This is a genomic window from Streptomyces sp. NPDC087310, assembly GCF_044744405.1.
Taxonomy (GTDB): domain Bacteria; phylum Actinomycetota; class Actinomycetes; order Streptomycetales; family Streptomycetaceae; genus Streptomyces.
This window is the reverse complement of record NZ_JBIUYF010000005.1, coordinates 241,979-261,452: the sequence shown is the minus strand read 5'-3', so window position 1 is coordinate 261,452 and position 19,474 is coordinate 241,979. Positions and strand designations below refer to the sequence as shown.

At 73.4% G+C, this 19,474-nt stretch carries 17 protein-coding genes; 13 read left to right on the top strand and 4 right to left on the bottom strand.

Translation table 11 applies throughout. The features are described 5' to 3' along the window. Nucleotides 1-244: 244 nt before the first annotated feature. The 3 genes from ACIO3P_RS20390 (at nt 245) to ACIO3P_RS20380 (ending at nt 4,097) form a co-directional block, all read left to right on the top strand. Nucleotides 245-1,849, top strand: coding sequence for an amino acid adenylation domain-containing protein (locus ACIO3P_RS20390; RefSeq protein ID WP_401852795.1), 1,605 nt, complete (start codon nt 245-247; stop codon nt 1,847-1,849). 101 nt (nt 1,850-1,950) lie between these two features. Continuing rightward, nucleotides 1,951-3,282: a hypothetical protein gene (locus tag ACIO3P_RS20385; RefSeq protein WP_401852793.1), complete on the top strand. Its 1,332-nt coding sequence runs from the start codon at nt 1,951-1,953 to the stop codon at nt 3,280-3,282. Nucleotides 3,283-3,317: 35 nt separating this feature from the next. Beyond that, complete coding sequence (locus ACIO3P_RS20380) at nt 3,318-4,097, top strand: enoyl-CoA hydratase-related protein (protein WP_401852791.1); 780 nt, start codon at nt 3,318-3,320, stop codon at nt 4,095-4,097. Here the strand turns inward: ACIO3P_RS20380 and ACIO3P_RS20375 are convergent. Both ACIO3P_RS20375 and ACIO3P_RS20370 read right to left on the bottom strand, forming a co-directional pair. Next, nucleotides 4,084-5,352 (bottom strand): damage-control phosphatase ARMT1 family protein, encoded by a 1,269-nt coding sequence (locus tag ACIO3P_RS20375; protein WP_401852789.1) that lies wholly within the window; start codon nt 5,350-5,352, stop codon nt 4,084-4,086. The genes ACIO3P_RS20380 and ACIO3P_RS20375 overlap by 14 nt on opposite strands. Before the next feature lie 57 nt (nt 5,353-5,409). Continuing rightward, nucleotides 5,410-6,312 (bottom strand): nitroreductase/quinone reductase family protein, encoded by a 903-nt coding sequence (locus tag ACIO3P_RS20370; protein WP_401852786.1) that lies wholly within the window; start codon nt 6,310-6,312, stop codon nt 5,410-5,412. A 483-nt stretch (nt 6,313-6,795) separates the two neighbouring features. Between ACIO3P_RS20370 and ACIO3P_RS20365 the strand changes: the two genes are divergently transcribed. Beyond that, nucleotides 6,796-7,302 carry a DUF5949 family protein gene (locus ACIO3P_RS20365; protein ID WP_329822334.1) on the top strand — a complete coding sequence of 169 codons (507 nt, stop codon included), beginning with the start codon at nt 6,796-6,798 and terminating at the stop codon, nt 7,300-7,302. A 23-nt stretch (nt 7,303-7,325) separates the two neighbouring features. Beyond that, nucleotides 7,326-8,000, top strand: coding sequence for a vitamin K epoxide reductase family protein (locus ACIO3P_RS20360; protein WP_401852783.1), 675 nt, complete (start codon nt 7,326-7,328; stop codon nt 7,998-8,000). Between the two features lie 114 nt (nt 8,001-8,114). Here ACIO3P_RS20360 and ACIO3P_RS20355 read toward each other — a convergent pair whose 3' ends face one another. Together ACIO3P_RS20355 and ACIO3P_RS20350 are read right to left on the bottom strand one after the other, a co-directional pair. Beyond that, nucleotides 8,115-8,390: a hypothetical protein gene (locus tag ACIO3P_RS20355; protein ID WP_401795429.1), complete on the bottom strand. Its 276-nt coding sequence runs from the start codon at nt 8,388-8,390 to the stop codon at nt 8,115-8,117. Between the two features lie 343 nt (nt 8,391-8,733). Beyond that, nucleotides 8,734-8,973 (bottom strand): chaplin, encoded by a 240-nt coding sequence (locus ACIO3P_RS20350; RefSeq protein WP_329821352.1) that lies wholly within the window; start codon nt 8,971-8,973, stop codon nt 8,734-8,736. Between the two features lie 388 nt (nt 8,974-9,361). Here ACIO3P_RS20350 and ACIO3P_RS20345 point away from each other — a divergent pair, with 388 nt between their 5' ends. From ACIO3P_RS20345 to ACIO3P_RS20310, 8 genes are read left to right on the top strand one after another with little or no spacing between them, the layout of a single operon-like run. After that, nucleotides 9,362-10,531: a glycosyltransferase family 4 protein gene (locus tag ACIO3P_RS20345; RefSeq protein WP_329821351.1), complete on the top strand. Its 1,170-nt coding sequence runs from the start codon at nt 9,362-9,364 to the stop codon at nt 10,529-10,531. Next, nucleotides 10,528-12,189, top strand: coding sequence for a sugar transferase (locus tag ACIO3P_RS20340; protein ID WP_401852781.1), 1,662 nt, complete (start codon nt 10,528-10,530; stop codon nt 12,187-12,189). The genes ACIO3P_RS20345 and ACIO3P_RS20340 overlap by 4 nt, the downstream gene beginning before the upstream one ends. Further along, the gene (locus ACIO3P_RS20335) at nt 12,189-13,589 is read left to right on the top strand and encodes an O-antigen ligase family protein (protein ID WP_401852778.1); all 1,401 of its coding nucleotides are present in this window, start codon (nt 12,189-12,191) and stop codon (nt 13,587-13,589) included. The genes ACIO3P_RS20340 and ACIO3P_RS20335 overlap by 1 nt, the downstream gene beginning before the upstream one ends. After that, nucleotides 13,586-15,475 carry a lipid II flippase MurJ gene (locus tag ACIO3P_RS20330; RefSeq protein WP_401852775.1) on the top strand — a complete coding sequence of 630 codons (1,890 nt, stop codon included), beginning with the start codon at nt 13,586-13,588 and terminating at the stop codon, nt 15,473-15,475. The genes ACIO3P_RS20335 and ACIO3P_RS20330 overlap by 4 nt, the downstream gene beginning before the upstream one ends. Beyond that, nucleotides 15,465-16,316, top strand: a complete 852-nt coding sequence (locus ACIO3P_RS20325) for a polysaccharide deacetylase family protein (protein WP_401795442.1) — start codon at nt 15,465-15,467, stop codon at nt 16,314-16,316. Before ACIO3P_RS20330 ends, ACIO3P_RS20325 begins: the two co-directional genes overlap by 11 nt. Next, nucleotides 16,313-17,455, top strand: a complete 1,143-nt coding sequence (locus ACIO3P_RS20320; RefSeq protein WP_329821347.1) for a glycosyltransferase — start codon at nt 16,313-16,315, stop codon at nt 17,453-17,455. The genes ACIO3P_RS20325 and ACIO3P_RS20320 overlap by 4 nt, the downstream gene beginning before the upstream one ends. Next, the gene (locus ACIO3P_RS20315; protein WP_329821346.1) at nt 17,452-18,228 is read left to right on the top strand and encodes a lipopolysaccharide biosynthesis protein; all 777 of its coding nucleotides are present in this window, start codon (nt 17,452-17,454) and stop codon (nt 18,226-18,228) included. Before ACIO3P_RS20320 ends, ACIO3P_RS20315 begins: the two co-directional genes overlap by 4 nt. Further along, complete coding sequence (locus ACIO3P_RS20310; protein WP_329821345.1) at nt 18,228-19,451, top strand: GNAT family N-acetyltransferase; 1,224 nt, start codon at nt 18,228-18,230, stop codon at nt 19,449-19,451. Before ACIO3P_RS20315 ends, ACIO3P_RS20310 begins: the two co-directional genes overlap by 1 nt. Nucleotides 19,452-19,474 lie beyond the last annotated feature (23 nt).

Sequence of the window (19,474 nt, the reverse complement as noted above, 5' to 3'; positions counted from 1 at the left end):
TCCCTACCTGTGGTGTCGTCGCACCGTGTGGCGAAGGTTGCCGGTGGGGTGGAGTGCGGCACATGTGGCTGATTAGGCGTCAGTTCTTGTCTGAACACGCCTAGTTGAGAGTTAAAGCGCGCACACTACAGTCGGACGGAAGACCGCGAGGGGCGTCGGCCCCCGCCGGCCAGTGGACCGCAAGGCGTTCGAAATACCGGACCCCCCATCCGTCGCTCGAAACAGCCAGGAGGTCTCCCCTCCCATGCACCTGGACCACCTCACCCCGCGGGATCGCGAGCTCTTCCGGCGGTTCGGGCACGGGCCCGCCGTGCGCGTTCCCCACCTCCTCGTCCACCGTGCCTTCGAGCAGCAGGCGCTCGCCGTTCCCGACGCCGTGGCGGCCGAACACCGCGGCACCACCGTCACGTACGGGGAGCTGAACCGTCGCGCGGACCGGCTCGCGGCCTGGCTCCGGCGTGCCGGGGTACGGCCGGGTGACCGTGTCGGGCTCTTCGTGCGGCGCTCGATCCCGATGCTCGTGGGGCTGCTCGGCACGCTCAAGGCCGGTGCGGCGTACGTACCGCAGGACATCGGCCTCGCGCCCGCCGCCCAGCTCCGCCATGTCATCCGTACGGCCGCCACGCGGATCGTCCTCACCCAGCGGGAGTACGCGCACCGCGTGCCCTTACCGGCCGGGGTGTGTCATCTCGTCGAGCTGGACGACGTGGACGACCTGGGCGATGTGAGTGACGTGGGCGATGTGAGTGACGTGGGTGAACTCGATCGTCTGTACGGGCACGGCACGGCGGCGCCCGACGACGGCTGCTACGTCCTCTTCACCTCCGGCACCACCGGCCGGCCCAACGGGGTCACCGTCACCCACCGGAACGTGGCCAACATCCTGCTCACCGAGCCCGGCAGCCTCGGTATCCGGCCCGGAACGCGGGTCGCCCAGCTTCTCAACATCGCCTTCGACATGGCGGCCTGGGAGATCCTCGGCTGCCTCAGCCACGGCGGCACCCTCGTCATCCGCGGCAAGGACATCGCGGAGGCGGCGCGCACCGCGGACGTCCTGGTCGCGACCCCCACCGTCCTCGCCTCCATCGACCCGGCCGCCTGCCCCCGGGTGCGGGCGGTCGCGGTGGCGGGGGAGCCCTGCCCGCGGCCCCTCGCCGATCTGTGGGCGCGGCGCTGCGCCTTTCACAACGCCTGCGGCCCGACGGAGACCACGATCGTCAACACGATGCAGCGCCATCACCCGGACGCGGAGCTGCTGACGATCGGCCGGCCGACCCCCAACAACGCGGTGTACGTCCTCGACGAGCGGCGCCGCCCCGTCCCCATCGGCGAGGTGGGCGAGATGTGGGCGGGCGGCGACTGCGTGTCCGCGGGCTACCTCGGTGACGACGCCCTGACCGCGCAGCGGTACGCGCCCGACCCGTATCTCGGCGGGGGCCGCCGCATGTTCCGTACGAGGGACCTCGGCCGCTGGACCCCCGACGGTGAGCTGGAACACCTCGGCAGGACGGACGACCAGGTCAAGATCCGGGGCTTCCGTGTCGAGCCGGACTCCGTCTCCGCCGTCCTGGAGTCCCTGCCGGGGTGCGTCCGCGCCGTCACGCTCAAGCGCGACGCCCAGCATCTCGTCTCGTTCGTCTGCCCTCAGGACATCGACCCGGAGGCGGCGCGCGGGGCGGTGGCGGCGGCGCTCCCGTACTACTGCGTGCCGTCCGCCGTGCTGCCCCTCGCGGCCCTGCCGGAGACCGACCGGGGAAAGATCGACAAGGCGGCGCTGCTGCGGCTCGCCACCGGGGACACCACGGGGGACACCGGCCGGGACGCGCGTGTGGGGGTGGTGGGGGCGTGACCTTCTCCGTTGATGAGGAGAGCGTGCGTCGGTCGGTGGAGGGGGCGCCGGGTCGGCCTGCGGCTCGGGCTCGGTCCGTGCCTGCGGCTCCGCCTGCGCCTATGCCTCCGCCCGCGCCTCCGTCCGTGCCCGTGCCTCCGCCCGTCGCCGTCGACGACGTGTCGCTTCCGCCGCTCACCTCCTGGCCCAGGCGCCTCCTCAAGCACCCCCGCCTGATGCACTACAACCGTCTCGCCGCCCTCGTCCTCCTCGCCAACCTCGGCTTCCTCGCGGCGGGCCCGTACAGCCCCCGTACCCTCGGCCACGCCGCCCTGGCCAACCTGGCGCTCGCCGTTGTCGTGCGCCAGCAGTACGTCATCAACCTGCTGTTCCGGCTGGCCACCTGGCCGTCCACGCGCAGGCCGCTCAGGCTCCGCTGGACGCTCGCGAAGGTGTACCACTTCGGCGGGCTCCATGTGGGCGGGGCGGTGGCGGGGGCGTTGTGGTTCCTGGGCCAGACCGCCGCCCTGACCGGCGCGGAGGCCACGGGAAGCGGTGCGGGTGTCGCGCTGCTCGTCGTCGCGTACACGCTGATCGCCCTGCTCGCCGGCGTCATCGCCACCGCGCTGCCGCCCTTCCGCTCCCGCTTCCACGACCGCTTCGAGAAGATCCACCGTTACGGCGGCTGGGCGGCGCTCGCGCTCTTCTGGGCGCATACGGTGCTCTCCACGCTCCCCCCGCTCTCCGCCGGCGGTCCGGTCGTCGCGGAGCCCGGCCTCTGGGTGCTCGCCCTCGTCACCTTCTCGGTCGCGCTGCCCTGGCTGCGGCTGCGCAAGGTCGACGTACGGATCGAACGGCCCTCGTCCCATGTGGCGCTGGCCCACTTCGACCATGGCGTCACACCGTTCGCCGGTTCGTCCACCGCGATCAGCCGCAGCCCGCTCAAGGAGTGGCACTCGTTCGCCAACGTGCCCGCCCCCGGCCGCTCCGGCTTCCGGCTCACCATCTCCCGCGCGGGCGACTGGACCGGGTCCTTCATCGACGACGCGCCCGCGCGGGTGTGGGTCAAGGGGATCACCACGGCGGGCGTCGCGAACATCGAGACCCTGTTCACCAAGGTGATCTACGTGGCCACCGGTAGCGGCATCGGTCCCTGCCTGCCCCATCTCCTCGCCGCCGAGGTGCCCGCACGGCTGGTGTGGGCGACCCGCGATCCGCGGGTGACGTACGGGGACGGGCTCGTCGACGAGATCCTCGCCGTCCAGCCGGACGCGCTCATCTGGGACACCTCGCGCCACGGCAAACCCGACATGGTGCGGCTCGCGTACGCCGCGTACCGCGACTTCGGCGCCGAGGCCGTCATCTGCATCTCCAACAAGAAGCTGACCTGGCAGGTCGTGCACGGTCTCGAACGCCGTGGCATCCCCGCGTACGGCGCGATCTGGGACTCATGACGTCGTCCCGCCGGACCCCTATCGGAGGCACTTCCGTGGATCTGAACCTCAAGACCGAGCGGCACGGCCCGGACGGCCGGATCGTGACCGTACGGCTCCACCGGCCCCATGTGCTCAACGCCCTCAGCAGCGCCCTCATGCGCGAACTCCTCGACGTACTCGCCCCGTTGGACCGCGATCCCGGCGTCGGCTGCTTCGTCGTCACCGGGTCGGAGAAGGTCTTCGCGGCCGGCGCCGACATCAGGGAGATGTCGGGGAAGACGGCCGTCGAGATGGCGGACGAGGACTACTTCGCGCGGTGGGAGGAGTTCGCCGCCTTCCGTACGCCGAAGATCGCCGCCGTCAACGGCTACGCCCTCGGCGGTGGTTGTGAGCTGGCGATGATGTGCGACATCGTGATCGCGGGGGAGTCCGCCGTCTTCGGCCAGCCGGAGATCAAGCTCGGTGTGATCCCCGGCATCGGCGGCACCCAGCGCCTCACCCGGCTGGTGGGACGCGCCAAGGCCATGGATCTCGTCCTCACCGGCCGCACGATGGACGCGGTCGAGGCCGAGCGGTCCGGGCTGGTGTCCCGGGTGGTGCCCGACGACCGGGTCCTGGAGGAGGCGACGCGGGCCGCCACCGCCGTCGCCTCGTACGGCAGGCCGGCGGTGACGGCGGCGCGCGAGGCGGTCGACCGGGCCCTGGAGACCGGGCTGCGCGACGGCGTCCTCTTCGAACGGCGTCTGTTCCACGCGCTGTTCGCGACCGAGGATCAGAGCGAGGGCATGCGCGCGTTCCTGGAGAAGCGCGAGCCCCGCTTCACCGGTCGCTGAGCCGGGTCTGGATCAGCGCGTGGGTGCCGCTGGTCCGCCAGGAACTCCCCTTCTCCGTAAGTGTGTTCAGCGACGACAGGGTGGTGTCGCTCAGGCCGACGATCACATCGGACTTCAGGGTGCGCAGCGCGGTCACCGGACCCGGGAAGTACGCGGTGCGCTCGGAGAAGGGCAGGGTGGCGGGCCAGGCGCGGTCGCCGACCAGACGGCGGTAGTTCAGGTCTCCCTTGACCAAGGTCACGGCTGCCTCGGCGAGTTGGCCGCGCAGATCGGCGGGCATCGCGTCGAAGGGCAGGGGGGCGCGGAAGAAGTCGTGCGCGCGTACGTCGAGGCGTCCCGTCGCCATCGCGGCCCACAGACGCTTGCCGATCTCCGCGGCGTACCCGGGCGCCCGGCCGAGCCGCCGCAGCGCGTCGATGACATCCGCGAGGGTCGCGTCGGACACGTAGTACGGGCACGGCTTGACGTGCAGGACGGCGCGGGCGGCGCGGCCGGTACGGAGGAGATGGTCGAGGAGGACGAGGTCGGGGATGAGCTCCCGGCCCGAGTTGTCGGCGATCAGGTGGACGGGCCCGGCGGGCGCCCCGTCGGGGAGCAGGGACCAGAGCAGGGCGCTGTCGTCCGCGACGAGCGGCGAGCCCGTATCCGAGCCCGTATCCGAGTCCGTGTTCGTATCCGAACTGCCACTGTCGTCAGAGGCGGAAGGGGGCGACATACGGAACCCCAGGTCGGCCCGGTTGCCCCAGAGCGAGGCCAGCAGGAGCGCGTACGCCTGGTCCTCGTCGTACCGCCCGGGTCCGTTCGCCAGGGTGGCGAGGCCGTCCAGGGCGGTGAGTTCGTCGTCGACCGCGCCGGTCCGCAGCTCGGCCTGTTTGAACGGGGCGAAGGGGTCGACGCCCTGCCAGGGGCCGGGGGCGAAGTACCCCACGGCCCCCAGCAGCCTGCGGTAGAAGTAGCTCTCGCTCCACAGGAACGGCGCGTCGAACCACGACCGGCCCACGTGCTCGTCGTACCCCCAGCTCCGCCACCGGTCCAGGTCATGGGCGTCCGCGGGGAGCGGCTCCATGACCCCGTCCGTGATCTCCCGGAGGAGCGCGTCGAGGGCCTCGTGCTGCGCGGGCCCGTAGGGGAACGCGTCACGGACCTGCTGGATGAGCGCCGGATGGCGGGTGGCCAGGACGCTCCGGGCGAACGAGCCGGGCTCGTTGCCCAGGATCACGGGCGTGTCGTCTGCTGCTGCGGGAACCACGGGCATGGCCTTCACGTACTCCTTCTGCTCCGACTGCCTCCTACCGCTGATGACGCTAACGGGTCAGGGCGCGACCGGCGGGAACGGTATGCCGGACAGGAGCGGCAGCAGCGACTCCTCCTCGTAGTCCAGGTGGGCCGACAACTCGACCGACATACGGTCGAGGTCGGTACGGAAACGATCCGGATCCGTGGTGGCGACCTCCGCCAGCAGCGCGTGCAGCTCACCCTGGATACGGGCGACCGTGCGGTGTTCTTCGGCGAGTCGGGCGAACACGTCGGACAGCTGGGGGTGGCCGCTCGCGAGTGCCGGGAACAGATGCGCGTCCTCCCCGGTGTGGTGGAACGTCAGCGACTCGCAGAACGCCAGGCAGTGCTGGCGCAGTTGGAGGCCGAGTCCGGGCGCGGGAGGCGCCCCGGGGCCCTGGTGCGCCGCCCGCGCGGCGAAGTGTGCGTCGGCCTCGACGCGTACGTGCGCCAACTGTGAGCGCAGCCAGGTGTGGACCTCGATCAGCTTCTCGGCGAGATTGGCCGGGCCCGTCCCGGGAGCGGCGTCGGGCTCGGAGCGCTCCAGCACCACGACCGGCAGGATCCGGTCGGTGCCGGCCTGGTAGTCGGCGTATCCGGGCGCCACGCGCACGACGCGCTCGAAGAGCAGGTCGCGCCGTTCGCCCTCGGCGGGGACGGCGATCGCCCCGTACGTCCGCGTACCGACCTCCACACGCACCATGGGGTGGGCGAGCAGGTTGTGGTACCAGTCGGGGTGACGGTGGCCGCCGCCGGCCGAGCCGACGATCAGCAGCAGGTCGCCGTCGCGTACGAAGCCGAGCGGAGTGGTGTGTTCCGTTCCGGACCGCGCGCCGGTGGTGGTCAGCAGAAGAAGGTTGGCGCCCTCGAAAGGGCCGCCGACCTTTCCCCCGTTGGCCCGGAACTCCTCGATGACGGACTGGGTGAAGGACAGGGGCATACGGCTGTGACTCTCCTGGGAAAGAGGAAAAGGGATGGGTGAAGTGCAAAGGGAGGAAGGGAAGGAAGACATGCGGGCTGTCAGGAAGACAGGACAAGGAGGCGGCGCGGGAAATCGCGGTACGTCAATGCACCGGGGCATGGCGGTGAGGCCGAGTAAGGCAGGTGCATCGGGTACGGCGGTGACGCCGGGTACCTCGGAAGTGTCAGACGCGGGGTGCGGAGTATGAACTCATGGCATCGTCCCTCGATAAAGGTGTCCGCTCGATCGCCGGCCTGCCCACAGCTCTCTGGCCGGTGTCGCGCTACACGCCGACCATTACAGCCATCCCGCGGTGCCCTGTCAATCCGTACGTGTTCGCCCCTCTCGCACGGGAAGGCGAGGGGTGGGCGATGAGCATTGGTCGTAACTGCCCCTCGCAATAGCCCACTTGGGTGACACGGGCTCACGGATATTCTCCGCGGGCCACTACTGTGCCCAGACATGACCTCTACCAATACCGCGGCGAACCATGCCCAGTACGCGGCCCTTCTGGGCACCCTCTCGGTGATTCCCTGGACGAGCGATCCCGCCTCCGGTGAGCGCACCGCGCCTTTCCTGCTGGCCTATTCACTCGGCGACGGCCGGGACGGTCCCGAGGCCGGCGAGGAGGCGATGCGCACGGTCCTCGCGGACATCGGGCTGAGGCCCGGCAGTGAACTGATCGATGTCGCGCAGTCGCCCAACATCCCGATCAAGCTGATCGTCGAGGCGGGCCGGGCGGTGCTGACCATGCCGTACCTCAACGCGCAGTGCCCCGTACCGCCGGAGTGGGAGCAGGACGCGCGCGACACCGGGCAGGTCTACTTCCTGGTCGCGACCCGGCCGTGGGCCGAGGGCACCCCGGGGCGGCCGGTCGGCGAGGAGCAGTTGCGCGCCTTCGCGGGCGACGAGCAGATGCTCCTGAGCGCCGCGCACTGCCTGCTGCCGGTACGCGGCCTGCGCGGCTGAGCCGGGAAGGCGGGAGCGGAGAGATGGCAGCGGCATCGACCGGGTACAGGTCCGCCGGGGAAGCGGCGGACGGCATCCACGGCATCGACGGCATCGACGACGCCGAGGGGGAGGGGCCCGGTGTACAGGGCGCGAGCCGGGCCTTCGCGCTGCTGTTGGTGGTCACGGGTGCGGCGGGGCTGCTGGCCGCGTGGGTGATCACGATCGACAAGTTCAAGCTGCTGGAGGACCCGGACTTCACGCCGGGGTGCAGTCTGAATCCGGTGGTGTCCTGCGGCAACATCATGAAGAGCGCGCAGGCGTCGGTGTTCGGTTTCCCCAACCCGATGCTGGGCCTGGCCGCTTATTCGGTGGTGATCGCCATCGGGGTGGGGCTGTTGGCCGGGGCCCGTTACCGGGGCTGGTTCTGGCTGGGGCTGAACGTGGGGACGCTCTTCGGCGTCGGGTTCTGCACCTGGCTCCAGTACCAGTCGCTGTACAGCATCAACTCGCTCTGCCTCTGGTGCTCTCTGGCGTGGGTCGCGACGATCTTGATGTTCTGGTACGTCACCGCCCACACCATCCGTACCGGGGTGCTGCCCGCGCCGGCCGCGCTGCGTGGCTTCCTCGCCGAGTTCACCTGGGTCCCGCCCGTGCTGCACATCGGGGTCATCGGGATGCTGATCCTGGCCCGCTGGTGGGACTTCTGGACGAGCTGACCGCAGCGCCGAACTGCCCGTAACGCCGAACCGACCGCTGGACCGATCGGCCCCGCCCGCCCCTCAAGGCAGTGCGCCATGAGGGGCGGTGGCGGGACGGCGACGACGGTGTGACTACTTGCCGAGCGGGAGTCCGCCGAGCAGCTTGTTGCCCTGCTGGGGCTTGTTCAGGCTGTCGGTGACGCCCTTGACCGCGTTGAGCGCGGAGCCCTCGTTCTCGGTGTCCAGGGCGTTGGTGTGGAGCGGCTTGGCGTCACGCAGGCCCTCGCTCGCCACGGTGTCCAGCGCCCCGTTCAGGCTGAACGAGGGGGACTTCGCCTCGGCGGCGAACGCCGGGGCGGCGGCACCCAGGACCACCATGGAACCGGCGACGACGGCAGCGACCTTCATGGGCTTCATTGTGATTCCTTCTCCGTGTGATGTCCGGTGCGCTTCGATACGAGTCAACTCTCGCCGCGCACAGGGCCTTTGGGAGGTCTTCCTCCCCTGGTCCCGTCTTCTCTAACGATTCCCCCGCGCGCCGGAAACTCCGTGCGGAAGGAATTCTGGGCGGGCCACCCGAATGAAGGGGAGACTCTTCCTATTCTCCTATCAGCCCACCGGGGGAGTGGCGGGACGGAACCCCTGACCGCGACGGGCGCCCATGGGAAAGCACACGGAAAGCGCACGGAAAAGCGCACGGAAAAGCCGCCCTCCCCCGGAGGGGAAGAGCGGCTCCGCGGTGGGAACGGCGTCAGTTGTTGACGCAGACGTTGCCGAACGCCGGGTTCAGCAGACCGATGACGTCGACGGTGTTGCCGCAGATGTTGATCGGCACGTGGAGGGGGACCTGGACGATGTTGCCGGACAGCACGCCGGGGGAGCCGATGGCCGCGGCCGAAGCGCCACTGTCGGCAAAGGCGGCGCCGGAGGCACCGGCGACAGCGGCGGCGGCCGCGGTGGAGAGAACAACAGCCTTGGCGATACGCGACATGGGGAAGGGCTCCTCGGTCGTATGGGGATGGCATGGGCCGCCGGGCGCGATTGCCCGGCTCAGGGATCAACGCCGAGGACATCGAGAGGTTGCGGGCCGAACGAGTGAAGCTGGGCCGGGCGCGACTCCGGTGGGCGTCATCCGAAGGGGCATTCCCCGGTTGGCTGTACGGTCAGTGCGTTTCAGCGCGTCTGGCGTGATTTTCAGCCTGCGCTCTGTAATGGTCCCATCTTGCCTGTTTCGAACTTCGAGGCGGAGAGCCAGTATGCGGAATTCTGCGGTTCTTTCTTTCGGGTGCGGCCTGCTGTGCGGCCCGGCCCCTCTCGCCCTGTCCGCGGTGAATTCCCGCGCCTGATTTCCCTGTATCCACGAGTGGAAAGAGTTGCGCGTGCAGCCACAACGGCACCGGCCCGGGACCGGCTTCACGGCGCTCCATCTCGTCCAGCCCGTCGACGGCGGTGTGGCGCAGGTGGTGCTGGACCTCGTCGCGGCGCAGGTGGCCGCCGGGTTCCGGGTCGTCGTCGGCTGTCCCCCGGAGGGACCGCTCGCCGGGGCGGCGGCGCGGCGGGGCGCCGAGATTCACGCGTGGCACGCCACCCGCGCGCCGGGGCCGGGACTCCTCCGTGAGGTACGGCAGGCGGCCCGGCTGGTCGGCCGGGTACGCCCCGATCTGATCCACGCGCACAGCGCCAAGGCCGGACTCGCCGGCCGACTGGCCGTCAGGGGCCGTGTCCCGACCGTCTTCCAGCCGCACGCCTGGTCCTTCGAAGCGGTCGACGGGGTGACCGGACGGCTCGCCAGGCGCTGGGAACGGTGGGCGGTCCGCTGGACCGACCGGGTCGTCTGCGTCAGCGAGGCGGAGCGGCGCACCGGTGAACGCGCGGGCATCGACGCCACCTGGTCCGTCGTCCGCAACGGCGTGGACACCGGCCGCTTCACCCCGGGCGCGGGCCCCGCGCGGGCCGCGCTGCCGCTGCTCGCCGGAGTGCCGGCCGCCGCCCCCGTCGTCGTGTGCGTCGGCCGCCTCTGCCGCCAGAAGGGCCAGGACATCCTGCTCCGGGCCTGGCAGCCGGTCGTACGCCGGATTCCGGGGGCCAGGCTGGTGCTCGTCGGTGACGGGCCCGACGCCGAGGCGCTGCGCGCCGCCGCCCCGCCGTCCGTGCTCTTCGCGGGCGCCGTACCGGACACCGCGCCCTGGTACCGGGCGGCCGACCTGGTGGTTCTGCCGTCCCGCTGGGAGGGCATGGCCGTGGCGCCGCTGGAGGCCATGGCGAGCGGCAGGACCGTCGTCCTCAGCGATGTGGACGGCGCGCGCGAGAGCCTGCCGCCGGGGCGAGAGCGGTTCTGTCTCACCCCGCCCGAGGACCCGCCCGCACTGGCGGCGGCCGTCAGCGCCCTGCTCCACGACGGGCCGCTGCGCGAGGCCATCGGCCGCCAGGGCCATCAGCACGTACTCAGCACCTACGACGTGCGGCAGACCGCGCAGGCGATCGCGGACGTGTACCGCGAAGTCGCCGCCGTGCCGCGCCCCGAGCGCAGGGAGCCGATTCCCCAGTGACCACGGAAAGCACCAGTGTTCCGCCGCCGCCCGGCCGGGCGCGCACCGCACCGCAGCACGGGGAGCGGAACCAGGGACAGCCGACGACGCGGCCCTCCCTGGCCGAGTCGCCCCTGCCCGCCCTGGGTCAGCAGGCCCTGGGGCAGCAGTCCCTCGGCGGGCGCGTTCCCCTCGCCCCGCCCCGGGGCGCCACCGACCGCGTCGCGCTGCCGCCCCGCCGTACCCCGGTCCACGACGCGCTCCGCTTCGGCCTGCCGCTCCTCGCGGTGGACGGGCTCGCGGTGCTGCTCTCCACCGCCGTCCTGGGCGACGAGCAGCGCACCACCCTCCTGGTCGTCCAGCTCCTCGTCTGCGTGACCGCGCTCAACGCGCTCGCCGGGCTCTACCGCCCCGGAACCGTCGTCTCCGGCCTCGACCAGCTTCCCGCGCTGGCCGCCAGGATCGCGGTCGCCTGGTGCGGCGCCGCGGCCGTACTCGCCGCGCTCCTGCCCGCCCACGCCCTGGGCTTCGCTGCCCTGACCGGTGGCGTCGCCGTCCAGCTCGCCGTGTGCGGTACGGGCCGCTCGCTGCTGCACACCTACCGCCGCGCGCTCGCCCGCCGCCGGCTGCGGTCCGCCCTCGTCGTCGGTTCGGGGACGGCCGCGAGCCGGCTGGCCTCGCTGCTCGCCCAGCACCCGGAGTACGGACTGCGCCCGGTCGGGATCGCGGTCCCCGCCCCCGCCCGGGGGGACGGCCACCAGGACGGACCTCCCCACGGCGGACCTCCCCACGGCGGCGGTACGGACGTCCCCGCCCTGCCCGTGCTGACCACCACCGAGGAGATCCACCGCGCCGTCATCCAGAACGGCGTCCAGGAAGCCCTGTTCATCGACGCGGGGGCCGGCCACGGCGGCCACGGCGACCCCGGCGGGTGGACCGGCCGCGCCGGGCTCGTCCCGCTCTTCCACGAGTACGGCTGCGCCACCTCCTTCGTCGGCGCCGGCCCCTGGGGCGCGGCAGCCCCGCCGGCCCTCATGGAGCACCACCTCTGGGGCTTCGGCCGCCGCCGCGTCGAGCCGCCCGCCGCGCACGCGCACCGCCGCGGCGCCCTGGCCAAACGGCTGCTGGACCTGGTGATCGCGGTACCCGCCCTGCTGGCGCTCTCCCCGGTACTGGCGGTCTGCGCGCTCGCGATCCGGGTCTGCGACGGCCGCGGTGTGCTGTTCCGGCAGGAGCGCGTCGGCCAGTACGGCCGCTCCTTCACCCTGCTGAAGTTCCGTACCCTGCGCCCCTCCGACGACCACGAGTCCGCCACCCGCTGGAACATCGCGGGTGACCTGCGCATGAGCCCGGTCGGCAGTGTGCTGCGCCGTACGTCGATGGACGAGCTGCCCCAGCTCTGGAACGTGCTCCGCGGTGACATGAGCCTGGTCGGCCCCCGCCCCGAACGCCCCTTCTTCGTCGCCGACTTCAGCAAGAGTCACCCCGGTTACGCGGCCCGCCACCGGATGCCCGTCGGCATCACCGGACTCGCCCAGGTCCACGGGCTGCGCGGGGACACCTCCATCGAGGAGCGCTCCCGCTTCGACAACCACTACATCGACCACTGGTCGCTCTGGCAGGACGTGTGCATCCTGGTGCGCACCGCCCTCTCCCTTCTCCGCCCGGCGGGAAGCTGATGGCCGCCGACGCCGTCGAAGCACCCCGCGTACGGCCCCACCCGCCCGTACGGTCCGGCGCGCTGCGCCGGGCTGCGCCCCTGCTGCCCGCCGTGGCCGTCGTCGCGCTGCTCGCCGTGCCCGCGCCGCCGGCCGGTGACGGCTCCGCCGGGTCGGGGAGCGTGGCCGACGCCGCCTCCGCCGTGCTCGTCCTGCACTGTCTGCTGCGCGTACTGCGGTCCCGGGCCCGCCCGTTGACCCGTACCGCCGCACTCGTCCTGGGACTCCCGGTGCTCGGCGTGACCGTCGCCTCGCTCACCGCCGACGACCCCGCGGCCACCCTGCCGGGCCTGGCGCGCTACCTCCAGATCTTCGTGCTCGTACCGGCGGCCCTGCTGCTCCTCCTCCGCGACCGCCGTGACTTCCGGCTGGTCGCCGGGTCGGTGGTCGTTCTCGCGCTGGCGCAGGGGGCGATCGGGGTCACGCAGTTCCTGACCGGCACCGGCGCCTCGTACCAGGGCGAGGACATCCGCGCGGTCGGCACCTTCGGGGCCACCGATGTGATGGGGATGGCCACCGTCGTCGCGTACGGGCTGATCATCTCCGTCGGTTACGCCCTGGGCGGCGGTGCGGGGGCGCCGCGCGGACAGCGGGCGCTCGCGCTCTGCTGCGCCGGACTGCTCTGCGTACCGCTGCTGCTCTCCTTCAGCCGTGGCGCCTGGATCGCCACCGCCGCGGCGCTCGCGCTGCAACTCGCGCTCTCGGGCGTCCGCAGGGCGCTCGTCGTGGCGCTCACCGCCGGGGCGCTCGGGGTCGTCCTCGTCGGCGGGCTCGGCATCGGCTCGCAGATGATCACCGAGAGGGTCGACTCGATCGCCCGGGTCGCCGACGCGCCCGACCAGTCCGTCACCGACCGGTACACCATGTGGGCGGCGGCCACCGACATGTGGCGCGAGCGGCCCGTCACCGGCGTGGGGCTGAAGGGCTTCCCCGCCTACCGCGACCACCACGCCTCCCTCGCGCTCTCCGCGGCCAGCGACACCTCGGGCGCGGGGGCGGGGTTCCAGCGCCAGCCGCTGCTGTCGCCGCACAACATGTATCTGCTCGTCCTGAGCGAACAGGGGCTGCTCGGCATCGTCGCCTTCGCGGCCAGTTGGGCGGGGCTCCTGGTGTGCGCGGTGCGCGGACTGCGCGGGGCGCGCCGCTCCGGTACGGGGACGGAGTGCGGGCTCGTCGTCACGGGGCTGCTGGTCTGGCAGTTGGTGGACTTCGGTTACGCGGACATCGGCGGCCCGTCGACCGTCCTGACGGCGGTGATGCTCGGCCTGGCGGCCTGGTGGGCGCTGGGCCGGCGGCACGCGACGGCGTACGGGGCCACGGCGTACGGGGCCACGGCCGGCAGAGGGGCCGGTCCGGCGTGAGCGATACGACGCACTCCCTCCCGGCCGTCCCGCCGCCCTCGGTGCCCCCGGCGGCGGAGGCGGGACCGTCCGTCCCGGACCCCGGCGCGGCCGGTCCTGCCACCACCAACACCGTCACCCCCGACACCGTCACCCCCGACCCCTCGGCCGTCACCCCCGACCCCGCGGAGGATCCCGGCGGGCGCGGCTCCGCCTCCGGGCGGTTCCTGGCGCGGGCCGCGTTCGTGACCGCCGCGCTGACCGCCGCCGGATCGCTCCTCGGCCTGCTCCGCGACCAGACCATCGCCCACCTCTACGGCGCGGGCCCCGACACCGACGCCTTCCTCGTCGCCTGGACCGTGCCCGAGGTCGCCGCCACGCTCCTCATCGAGGACGCCATGGCGCTGATCCTCGTCCCGGCGTTCAGCCTCGCGCTGGCCCGCCGGGCCGTGCGGTCGCCGCAGGACCGGGCGCGCGACTGCGCCTCGGACCTCGACCCCGTACGGCAGCTCACCCGCGCCACCCTGCCCCGGCTCTTCCTCGCCCTCAGCGCCTGCGCGGCCCTGCTGGTGGCCCTCGCGCCCTGGGCGGTCGCCGTCCTCGCACCCGGTCTGCCCGAACCCCGGCTGGCCGTCGACTGCACCCGGCTGACCGCCACGTCGATCTTCACCTACGGGGTGGCGGGCTACTGCAGCGCGGCGCTCCGCGCGCACGGCAGCTTCGTGGCGCCCGCCGCGATCTACGTCGCCTCCAACGTCGGCATCATCTCCACGATGCTGCTGGCCGGCGCGGAGACGGGGGTGCGCGCGGCCGGGGCCGGGGTCGCCGTCGGCGGTGTGTTCATGGTGCTGATCCAGCTCCCCGCCCTGTGGAACAGGCTGACGGAGCGGCGGCCCACGAGCGGTCACGAGCCCCCGCCCGCCACCGAGACACCCCCCGCCGTCCTCACCGGCACGCCCGTCCCCGTACCCGCGACGGCCACGGCGACGACGGCCACGGTCACGGCGGCCGCGCCGCTCACCGCGCCGCTCACCTCGCCCGTCGTCCTCGGACTGCTCGTCCCCGTCATCGCGTTCGCGCTCAGCCGCCAGTCGCAGGTCCTGATCGAGCGGTTCCTCGCCGCGCCGCTGCCCGCCGGGGCCATCTCGCACCTCAACTACGCGCAGAAGGTCGCGCAGATCCCGATGACCCTCTCCCTGATGCTCTGCACCGTCACCTTCCCGGTGGTCGCCCGCGCCATGGCGGCGGGCGAGACCGACCGGGCCAGGCGGCGCGTCGAACGGGATCTCGCGCTCGCCGGGATCATCGTGCTGATCGGGGCCGCCACCGTCATCTCCTGCGCCCCGCAGATCATCGAAGTGCTCTTCCAACGGGGCGAGTTCCACGCGGCGGACACCGCGGCGACCGCCGCCGTGATGCGGGTGTACGCGCTCGGCCTGCTCGGCCACACCCTCGTCGGGGCGCTCGTACGCTGCTACTTCTCCGCCGCGCGCCCCCTCTGGTTCCCCGCCCTCGCCATGACCGCGGGGCTCGCGCTCACCGGCGGCGCGGGCGCCCTGCTGGTCGGCGTCTGGGGCGTGCGCGGCATCGCCGCCGCCAACGCCCTCGGCATCACCCTCACCGCCGTCCTCATGCTGGGCGCCCTCCGCCGCCACAGCGTGCCCGTCAGGACCCGCCACATGACCGGCGGTCTGGCCAAGCTCGGCGCCGCCGCCGCGGCGGCCACCGGCTCCGGCTGGCTCTGCGCCGCGCTCGTGCCCTCCCCGGCCCTCGCCACCCTCACCGCCGGGCTGGTGGTGACCGTGGTGTTCCTCGTCGTCGCGCGCGCCCTGAAGGCGCCCGAGACCGACTCCGTCCTCCGCTCCCTCGCCCGTCCCTTCTCACGAAAGCTCGCCGATGCCCGCTGACAAGGCCGACCTGCCCGACGTGGCCGACCCGAGGTCCGGCGGCCCCCTGTGGGCCGTCATGTACCACTCGGTCGCCGACCCCACCGACGACCCCTACCAGGTGACGGTCTCCCCCGGCCGGCTCGAACGGCAGCTCCGCTGGCTGCGCCGCCGCGGCCTGACCGGTGTCTCCATGGCCGAACTGCTGCGCGCCCGCGCCGAGGGGCGCGGCGCCGGGCTCGTCGGCCTCACCTTCGACGACGGGTACGCCGACTTCGTGGCGAACGCCGTCCCGCTGCTCCATGAGTACGGGTGCACCGCGACCGTCTTCGTCCTGCCGGGTCGCCCCGGCGGCACCAACGAGTGGGACAGCCCAGGACCCCGCAAGCGGCTGCTCACCGAGGACGGCGTACGACAGGCCGCCGCGGCCGGGATGGAGATCGGCTCCCACGGGCTGCTCCACGTCGACCTCGACACGGTCGACGACGCCACGCTCGCCGCCGAGACCGGCCGCAGCAGGGAGCTGCTGCGTGAGCTCACCGGCACCGAGGTCGGCGGCTTCTGCTACCCGTACGGCACGGTCGGCATCCGGGCCGTCGCGGCCGTCCGCGCCGCCGGGTACGCGTACGCCTGCGCCATCGACCCCGGGCCGCTGACCGGGCTGTTCGCACTGCCCCGTATCCATGTGGGGGAGCGGGACACCGACCTCAGGCTGCGCCTCAAGTGGCGGCTGCACCACCGCAGGCGCGAACCCGTCCCGCCCGCCGCCTTCGCGGAGTACGCCGGCTCCGCCGCTTACCGCGCCACCGCGGCGGCCGTCCCGGCGCCCACCTCGGCGGCTGTCCCGGCGGCCACCCCGTGAAGGTCCTGCATGTCATCACCGGCCTCGGCATCGGCGGTGCCGAGCAGCAACTGCGGCTGATGCTGCGTCAGTTGCCCACCCACAACGAGGTCGTCACGCTCACGGACCCGGGCGCGGTCGCCGAGGGCATCGTCGCCGACGGCGTACGCGTCGCCCACCTCGACATGGCCGGGAACCGCGATCTCGCCGCCCTGCCCCGGCTGACACGTCTCGTCAAGCAGGGCGGGTACGACCTCGTCCACACCCACCTCTACCGCGCCTGCCTGTACGGCCGGATCGCGGCCCGCATGGCCGGGGTACGGACCATCCTCGCCACCGAACACTCGCTCGGCGCCGTCCAGATCGAGGGCCGGCCGCTGACCCCCGGCGCCCGCGCCCTCTATCTCACCGGGGAGCGGCTCGGCACCGCGACCGTCGCCGTCTCCACCACCGTCGCGCGCCGGCTGGAGCGCTGGGGGGTGCGCCGCGACCGTATCCACGTCGTCCCCAACGGCATCGAGTCCGGGCGCTTCGCCTTCGACGAGAAGGCGCGCCGCGCCGCCCGCGAGCGGCTGGGCCTGGCCGAGGACGCGTTCGTGGTGGGCGGCGTCGGGCGGCTCGCCCCCGGCAAGCGGTACGACCGCCTGGTGCGCGCCGTCGGTGAACTGTCCGGAGCCCGGCTCCTGTTGGTCGGCGAGGGCCCGGAGCGTGCCCGGCTGCTGCGGCTCGCCGAGGAGCGCAGGATGGCCGACCGGGTGCTGCTGCCCGGCGCCTGCGAGGACCCGCCGCCCGTCCCGCACCCGGGGGACCTGCCCTCGCTGCTCGCCGCCATGGACGTCTTCGTCTCCACCTCCCACGACGAGGCGTTCGGGCTCGCCGTGGTGGAGGCGCTCGCCGCCGGGCTGCCGGTGCTCCATGTGACCTGCCCGGCGCTCCAGGACCTGCCGCCCGAGGCCGCGCCGGGCGCGCGCCGGGTCAGCGGCTCCGTCCCCGGTCTCGCCGAGGAGCTGCGGCGGCTGCGCGACCTGGGCCCGCACCGGCGGCCCGTACCGCCCGCCGTGCACCACTACGACATCGCCCGCAGCGCCGAGCAGTTGATGGCCGTCTACGAGAGCGCCCTCCGCCGCCAGGCCCCCACCCGAGAAGTGAGCACCTCATGACCCAGCAGGCGCCCCAGCAACCGAACCGGCGGCCGCTGCGGTGCGGCGCTCCGCGCGGCCGGCGCCCGGAGCCCGAGCGCCGCACCCCGCCCCCGGCGTGGCGGACGCTGCCGGCCCGGCTGGCCCGGCGGATCCGGCGGACGCGGCCGAGGGCGCTGCCGGTCCGCTGGATCGTGCCGGCCGCCGTGCTGGCCGGGGCGGTGGCCGGCGGTGCGTACGGGGCGCTGCGTACCCCCGAGTACGCGGCGACCAGCTATGTCGTCGTCGTACCGACCGAGCGGTCCGACCCGGCCGCCGCACTCGGCTTCGCGACGGCGTACGGGCGGGTCGCCTCGCAGGTCGCGGTGGTCGGGGACGCGGCGGTCTGGGCCGGGGTGCCCGCGCGGACCCTCAAGGAGGACGTCCAGACGGCGACCTCGCCCGACGCGCCGATGATCTCGGTGACCGCGACCTCGGCCAGCGCGGCGACCGCCGTGAACATGGCGGACGGCGTCGCGCGCGCACTCGTCGTCAACGGCTCGCAGATGCAGGCCAGTACGCACGTACGCGTCCTCCCGTTCTCCCGGGCCGTACGGCCCACCAGCCCGGTCACGCCCACCGCCGCGCTGGCCGCGCTGGTCGGCGGCTGCGCGGGCGGGCTGCTCGGCGGGCTCGCCCTGCTGGTCCGGCCCAAGCGCCGCCAGGAGGCCCCCGCGCACACCGCCGGAGCGTCCGTGCCGGGACCCGCGGCCGGCTCGGCGGCCGGCTCCCCGCAGCAGCCGGAAACGGTCTGATGGCCCCCGGCCCCGGCACGCGGACCGCCGCCGACCGCTACGTCCCCGTATCGGCGCTGCTCAACGCCTCCCGGTCCGGGCCGGTGTTCACCACGGAGGTGTGCCGGGACGCCGGCCGCTTCGCCGAACTCGCCCCGGAGTGGCACGCCCTGTACCGCCGCTGCCGTACGGCCACCCCCTTCCAGAACCACGCGTGGCTGCACTCCTGGTGGCTGTCGTACGGTCAGGGCGGCGGTCCGGGCGCTGCACGCGGCGGGCGCGGCCGGTTGCGGGTCGTCCTGGTACGCCGGGACGGGGAGCCGGTCGCGGCGGTCGCGCTGATGCTCACCCACCGCCCGCTGCCCGTCCTCGTCCACCTCGGCGGCTCCATCACCGACTTCTCCGACGTCCTGCTCGACGACGAGCACGCCGACACCGCCGCGCCCGCGCTCGCCCAGGCCCTCGCGGAGCTGGCCCGTACGGCGGTGATCGACCTGCGCGAGGTACGGCCGGGGGCCGCGGCCGACCGCCTCTACGACTGCTGGCGCGGGCCGCGCCGCCGGCTGGCGGACTCCGTCTGCCTCGAACTGCCCGCCGTCCCCATGGACGCACTGCTCACCAGACTGCCCGCCGCGCGCGCCCAGCGCGCCCGCGCCAAACTGCGCAGGCTCGACGCGCTCGGCATCGGCGAGCGGGTGGTGGAGCGCGCGGAGATCCCGGCCGCCGTCGAACGGCTGCTGGCGCTGCACCGCCTCCAGTGGCAGGGCCGCGGCGTCACCACCGAGCACCTCAGCGGGCGCTTCGCGGAACACCTCACCCGGGCCGTGCGCGCCATGGCCGAGTCGGGCGACGCGCGGGTCACCGAGTTCACGCTCGCGGGCGCGGTGGTGGCCGCCGACGTCACCCTGATGTCGGGTCACCTCGCGGGCGGCTATCTGTACGGCGCCGACCCCGAGCTGCGCGCCAGGAAGGCGGACGTCGCCACGATGCTGCTGCGCGGCGGCGCGGGGTGGATCAGCGCGAGCGGCCGGACCACGCTGAGCATGCTGCGCGGCGACGAGCCGTACAAGCACCACTGGCGCCCCGAGACCGTCACCAACCAGCGGCTGCTGCTGGCGAGGTCCGCGCTGGCGCCGTCCCTGCACCTCGTGGTCGCGCGGGCGGCGGGGCGCGGCCGGGCGGCCGAACTGGTGAAGCGGGCGCGCCCGCGGCTGCGGGCACGGCGAGGCGGCGACAAGGGATGACCTCGCCGCCGCCGCCGTCGTCC

Bases quoted from the DNA above. Each gene is read 5' to 3' on its own strand.
- ACIO3P_RS20375 (WP_401852789.1), bottom strand. From the start codon at position 5,352: ATGCCCGTGGTTCCCGCAGCAGCAGACGACACGCCCGTGATCCTGGGC.
- ACIO3P_RS20335 (WP_401852778.1), top strand. From the start codon at position 12,189: ATGGCCGCCGACGCCGTCGAAGCACCCCGCGTACGGCCCCACCCGCCC.
- ACIO3P_RS20355 (WP_401795429.1), bottom strand. From the start codon at position 8,390: ATGAAGGTCGCTGCCGTCGTCGCCGGTTCCATGGTGGTCCTGGGTGCC.
- ACIO3P_RS20370 (WP_401852786.1), bottom strand. From the start codon at position 6,312: ATGCCCCTGTCCTTCACCCAGTCCGTCATCGAGGAGTTCCGGGCCAAC.
- ACIO3P_RS20325 (WP_401795442.1), top strand. From the start codon at position 15,465: ATGCCCGCTGACAAGGCCGACCTGCCCGACGTGGCCGACCCGAGGTCC.
- ACIO3P_RS20310 (WP_329821345.1), top strand. From the start codon at position 18,228: ATGGCCCCCGGCCCCGGCACGCGGACCGCCGCCGACCGCTACGTCCCC.
- ACIO3P_RS20385 (WP_401852793.1), top strand. From the start codon at position 1,951: ATGCCTCCGCCCGCGCCTCCGTCCGTGCCCGTGCCTCCGCCCGTCGCC.
- ACIO3P_RS20390 (WP_401852795.1), top strand. From the start codon at position 245: ATGCACCTGGACCACCTCACCCCGCGGGATCGCGAGCTCTTCCGGCGG.
- ACIO3P_RS20365 (WP_329822334.1), top strand. From the start codon at position 6,796: ATGACCTCTACCAATACCGCGGCGAACCATGCCCAGTACGCGGCCCTT.
- ACIO3P_RS20360 (WP_401852783.1), top strand. From the start codon at position 7,326: ATGGCAGCGGCATCGACCGGGTACAGGTCCGCCGGGGAAGCGGCGGAC.
- ACIO3P_RS20350 (WP_329821352.1), bottom strand. From the start codon at position 8,973: ATGTCGCGTATCGCCAAGGCTGTTGTTCTCTCCACCGCGGCCGCCGCC.
- ACIO3P_RS20315 (WP_329821346.1), top strand. From the start codon at position 17,452: ATGACCCAGCAGGCGCCCCAGCAACCGAACCGGCGGCCGCTGCGGTGC.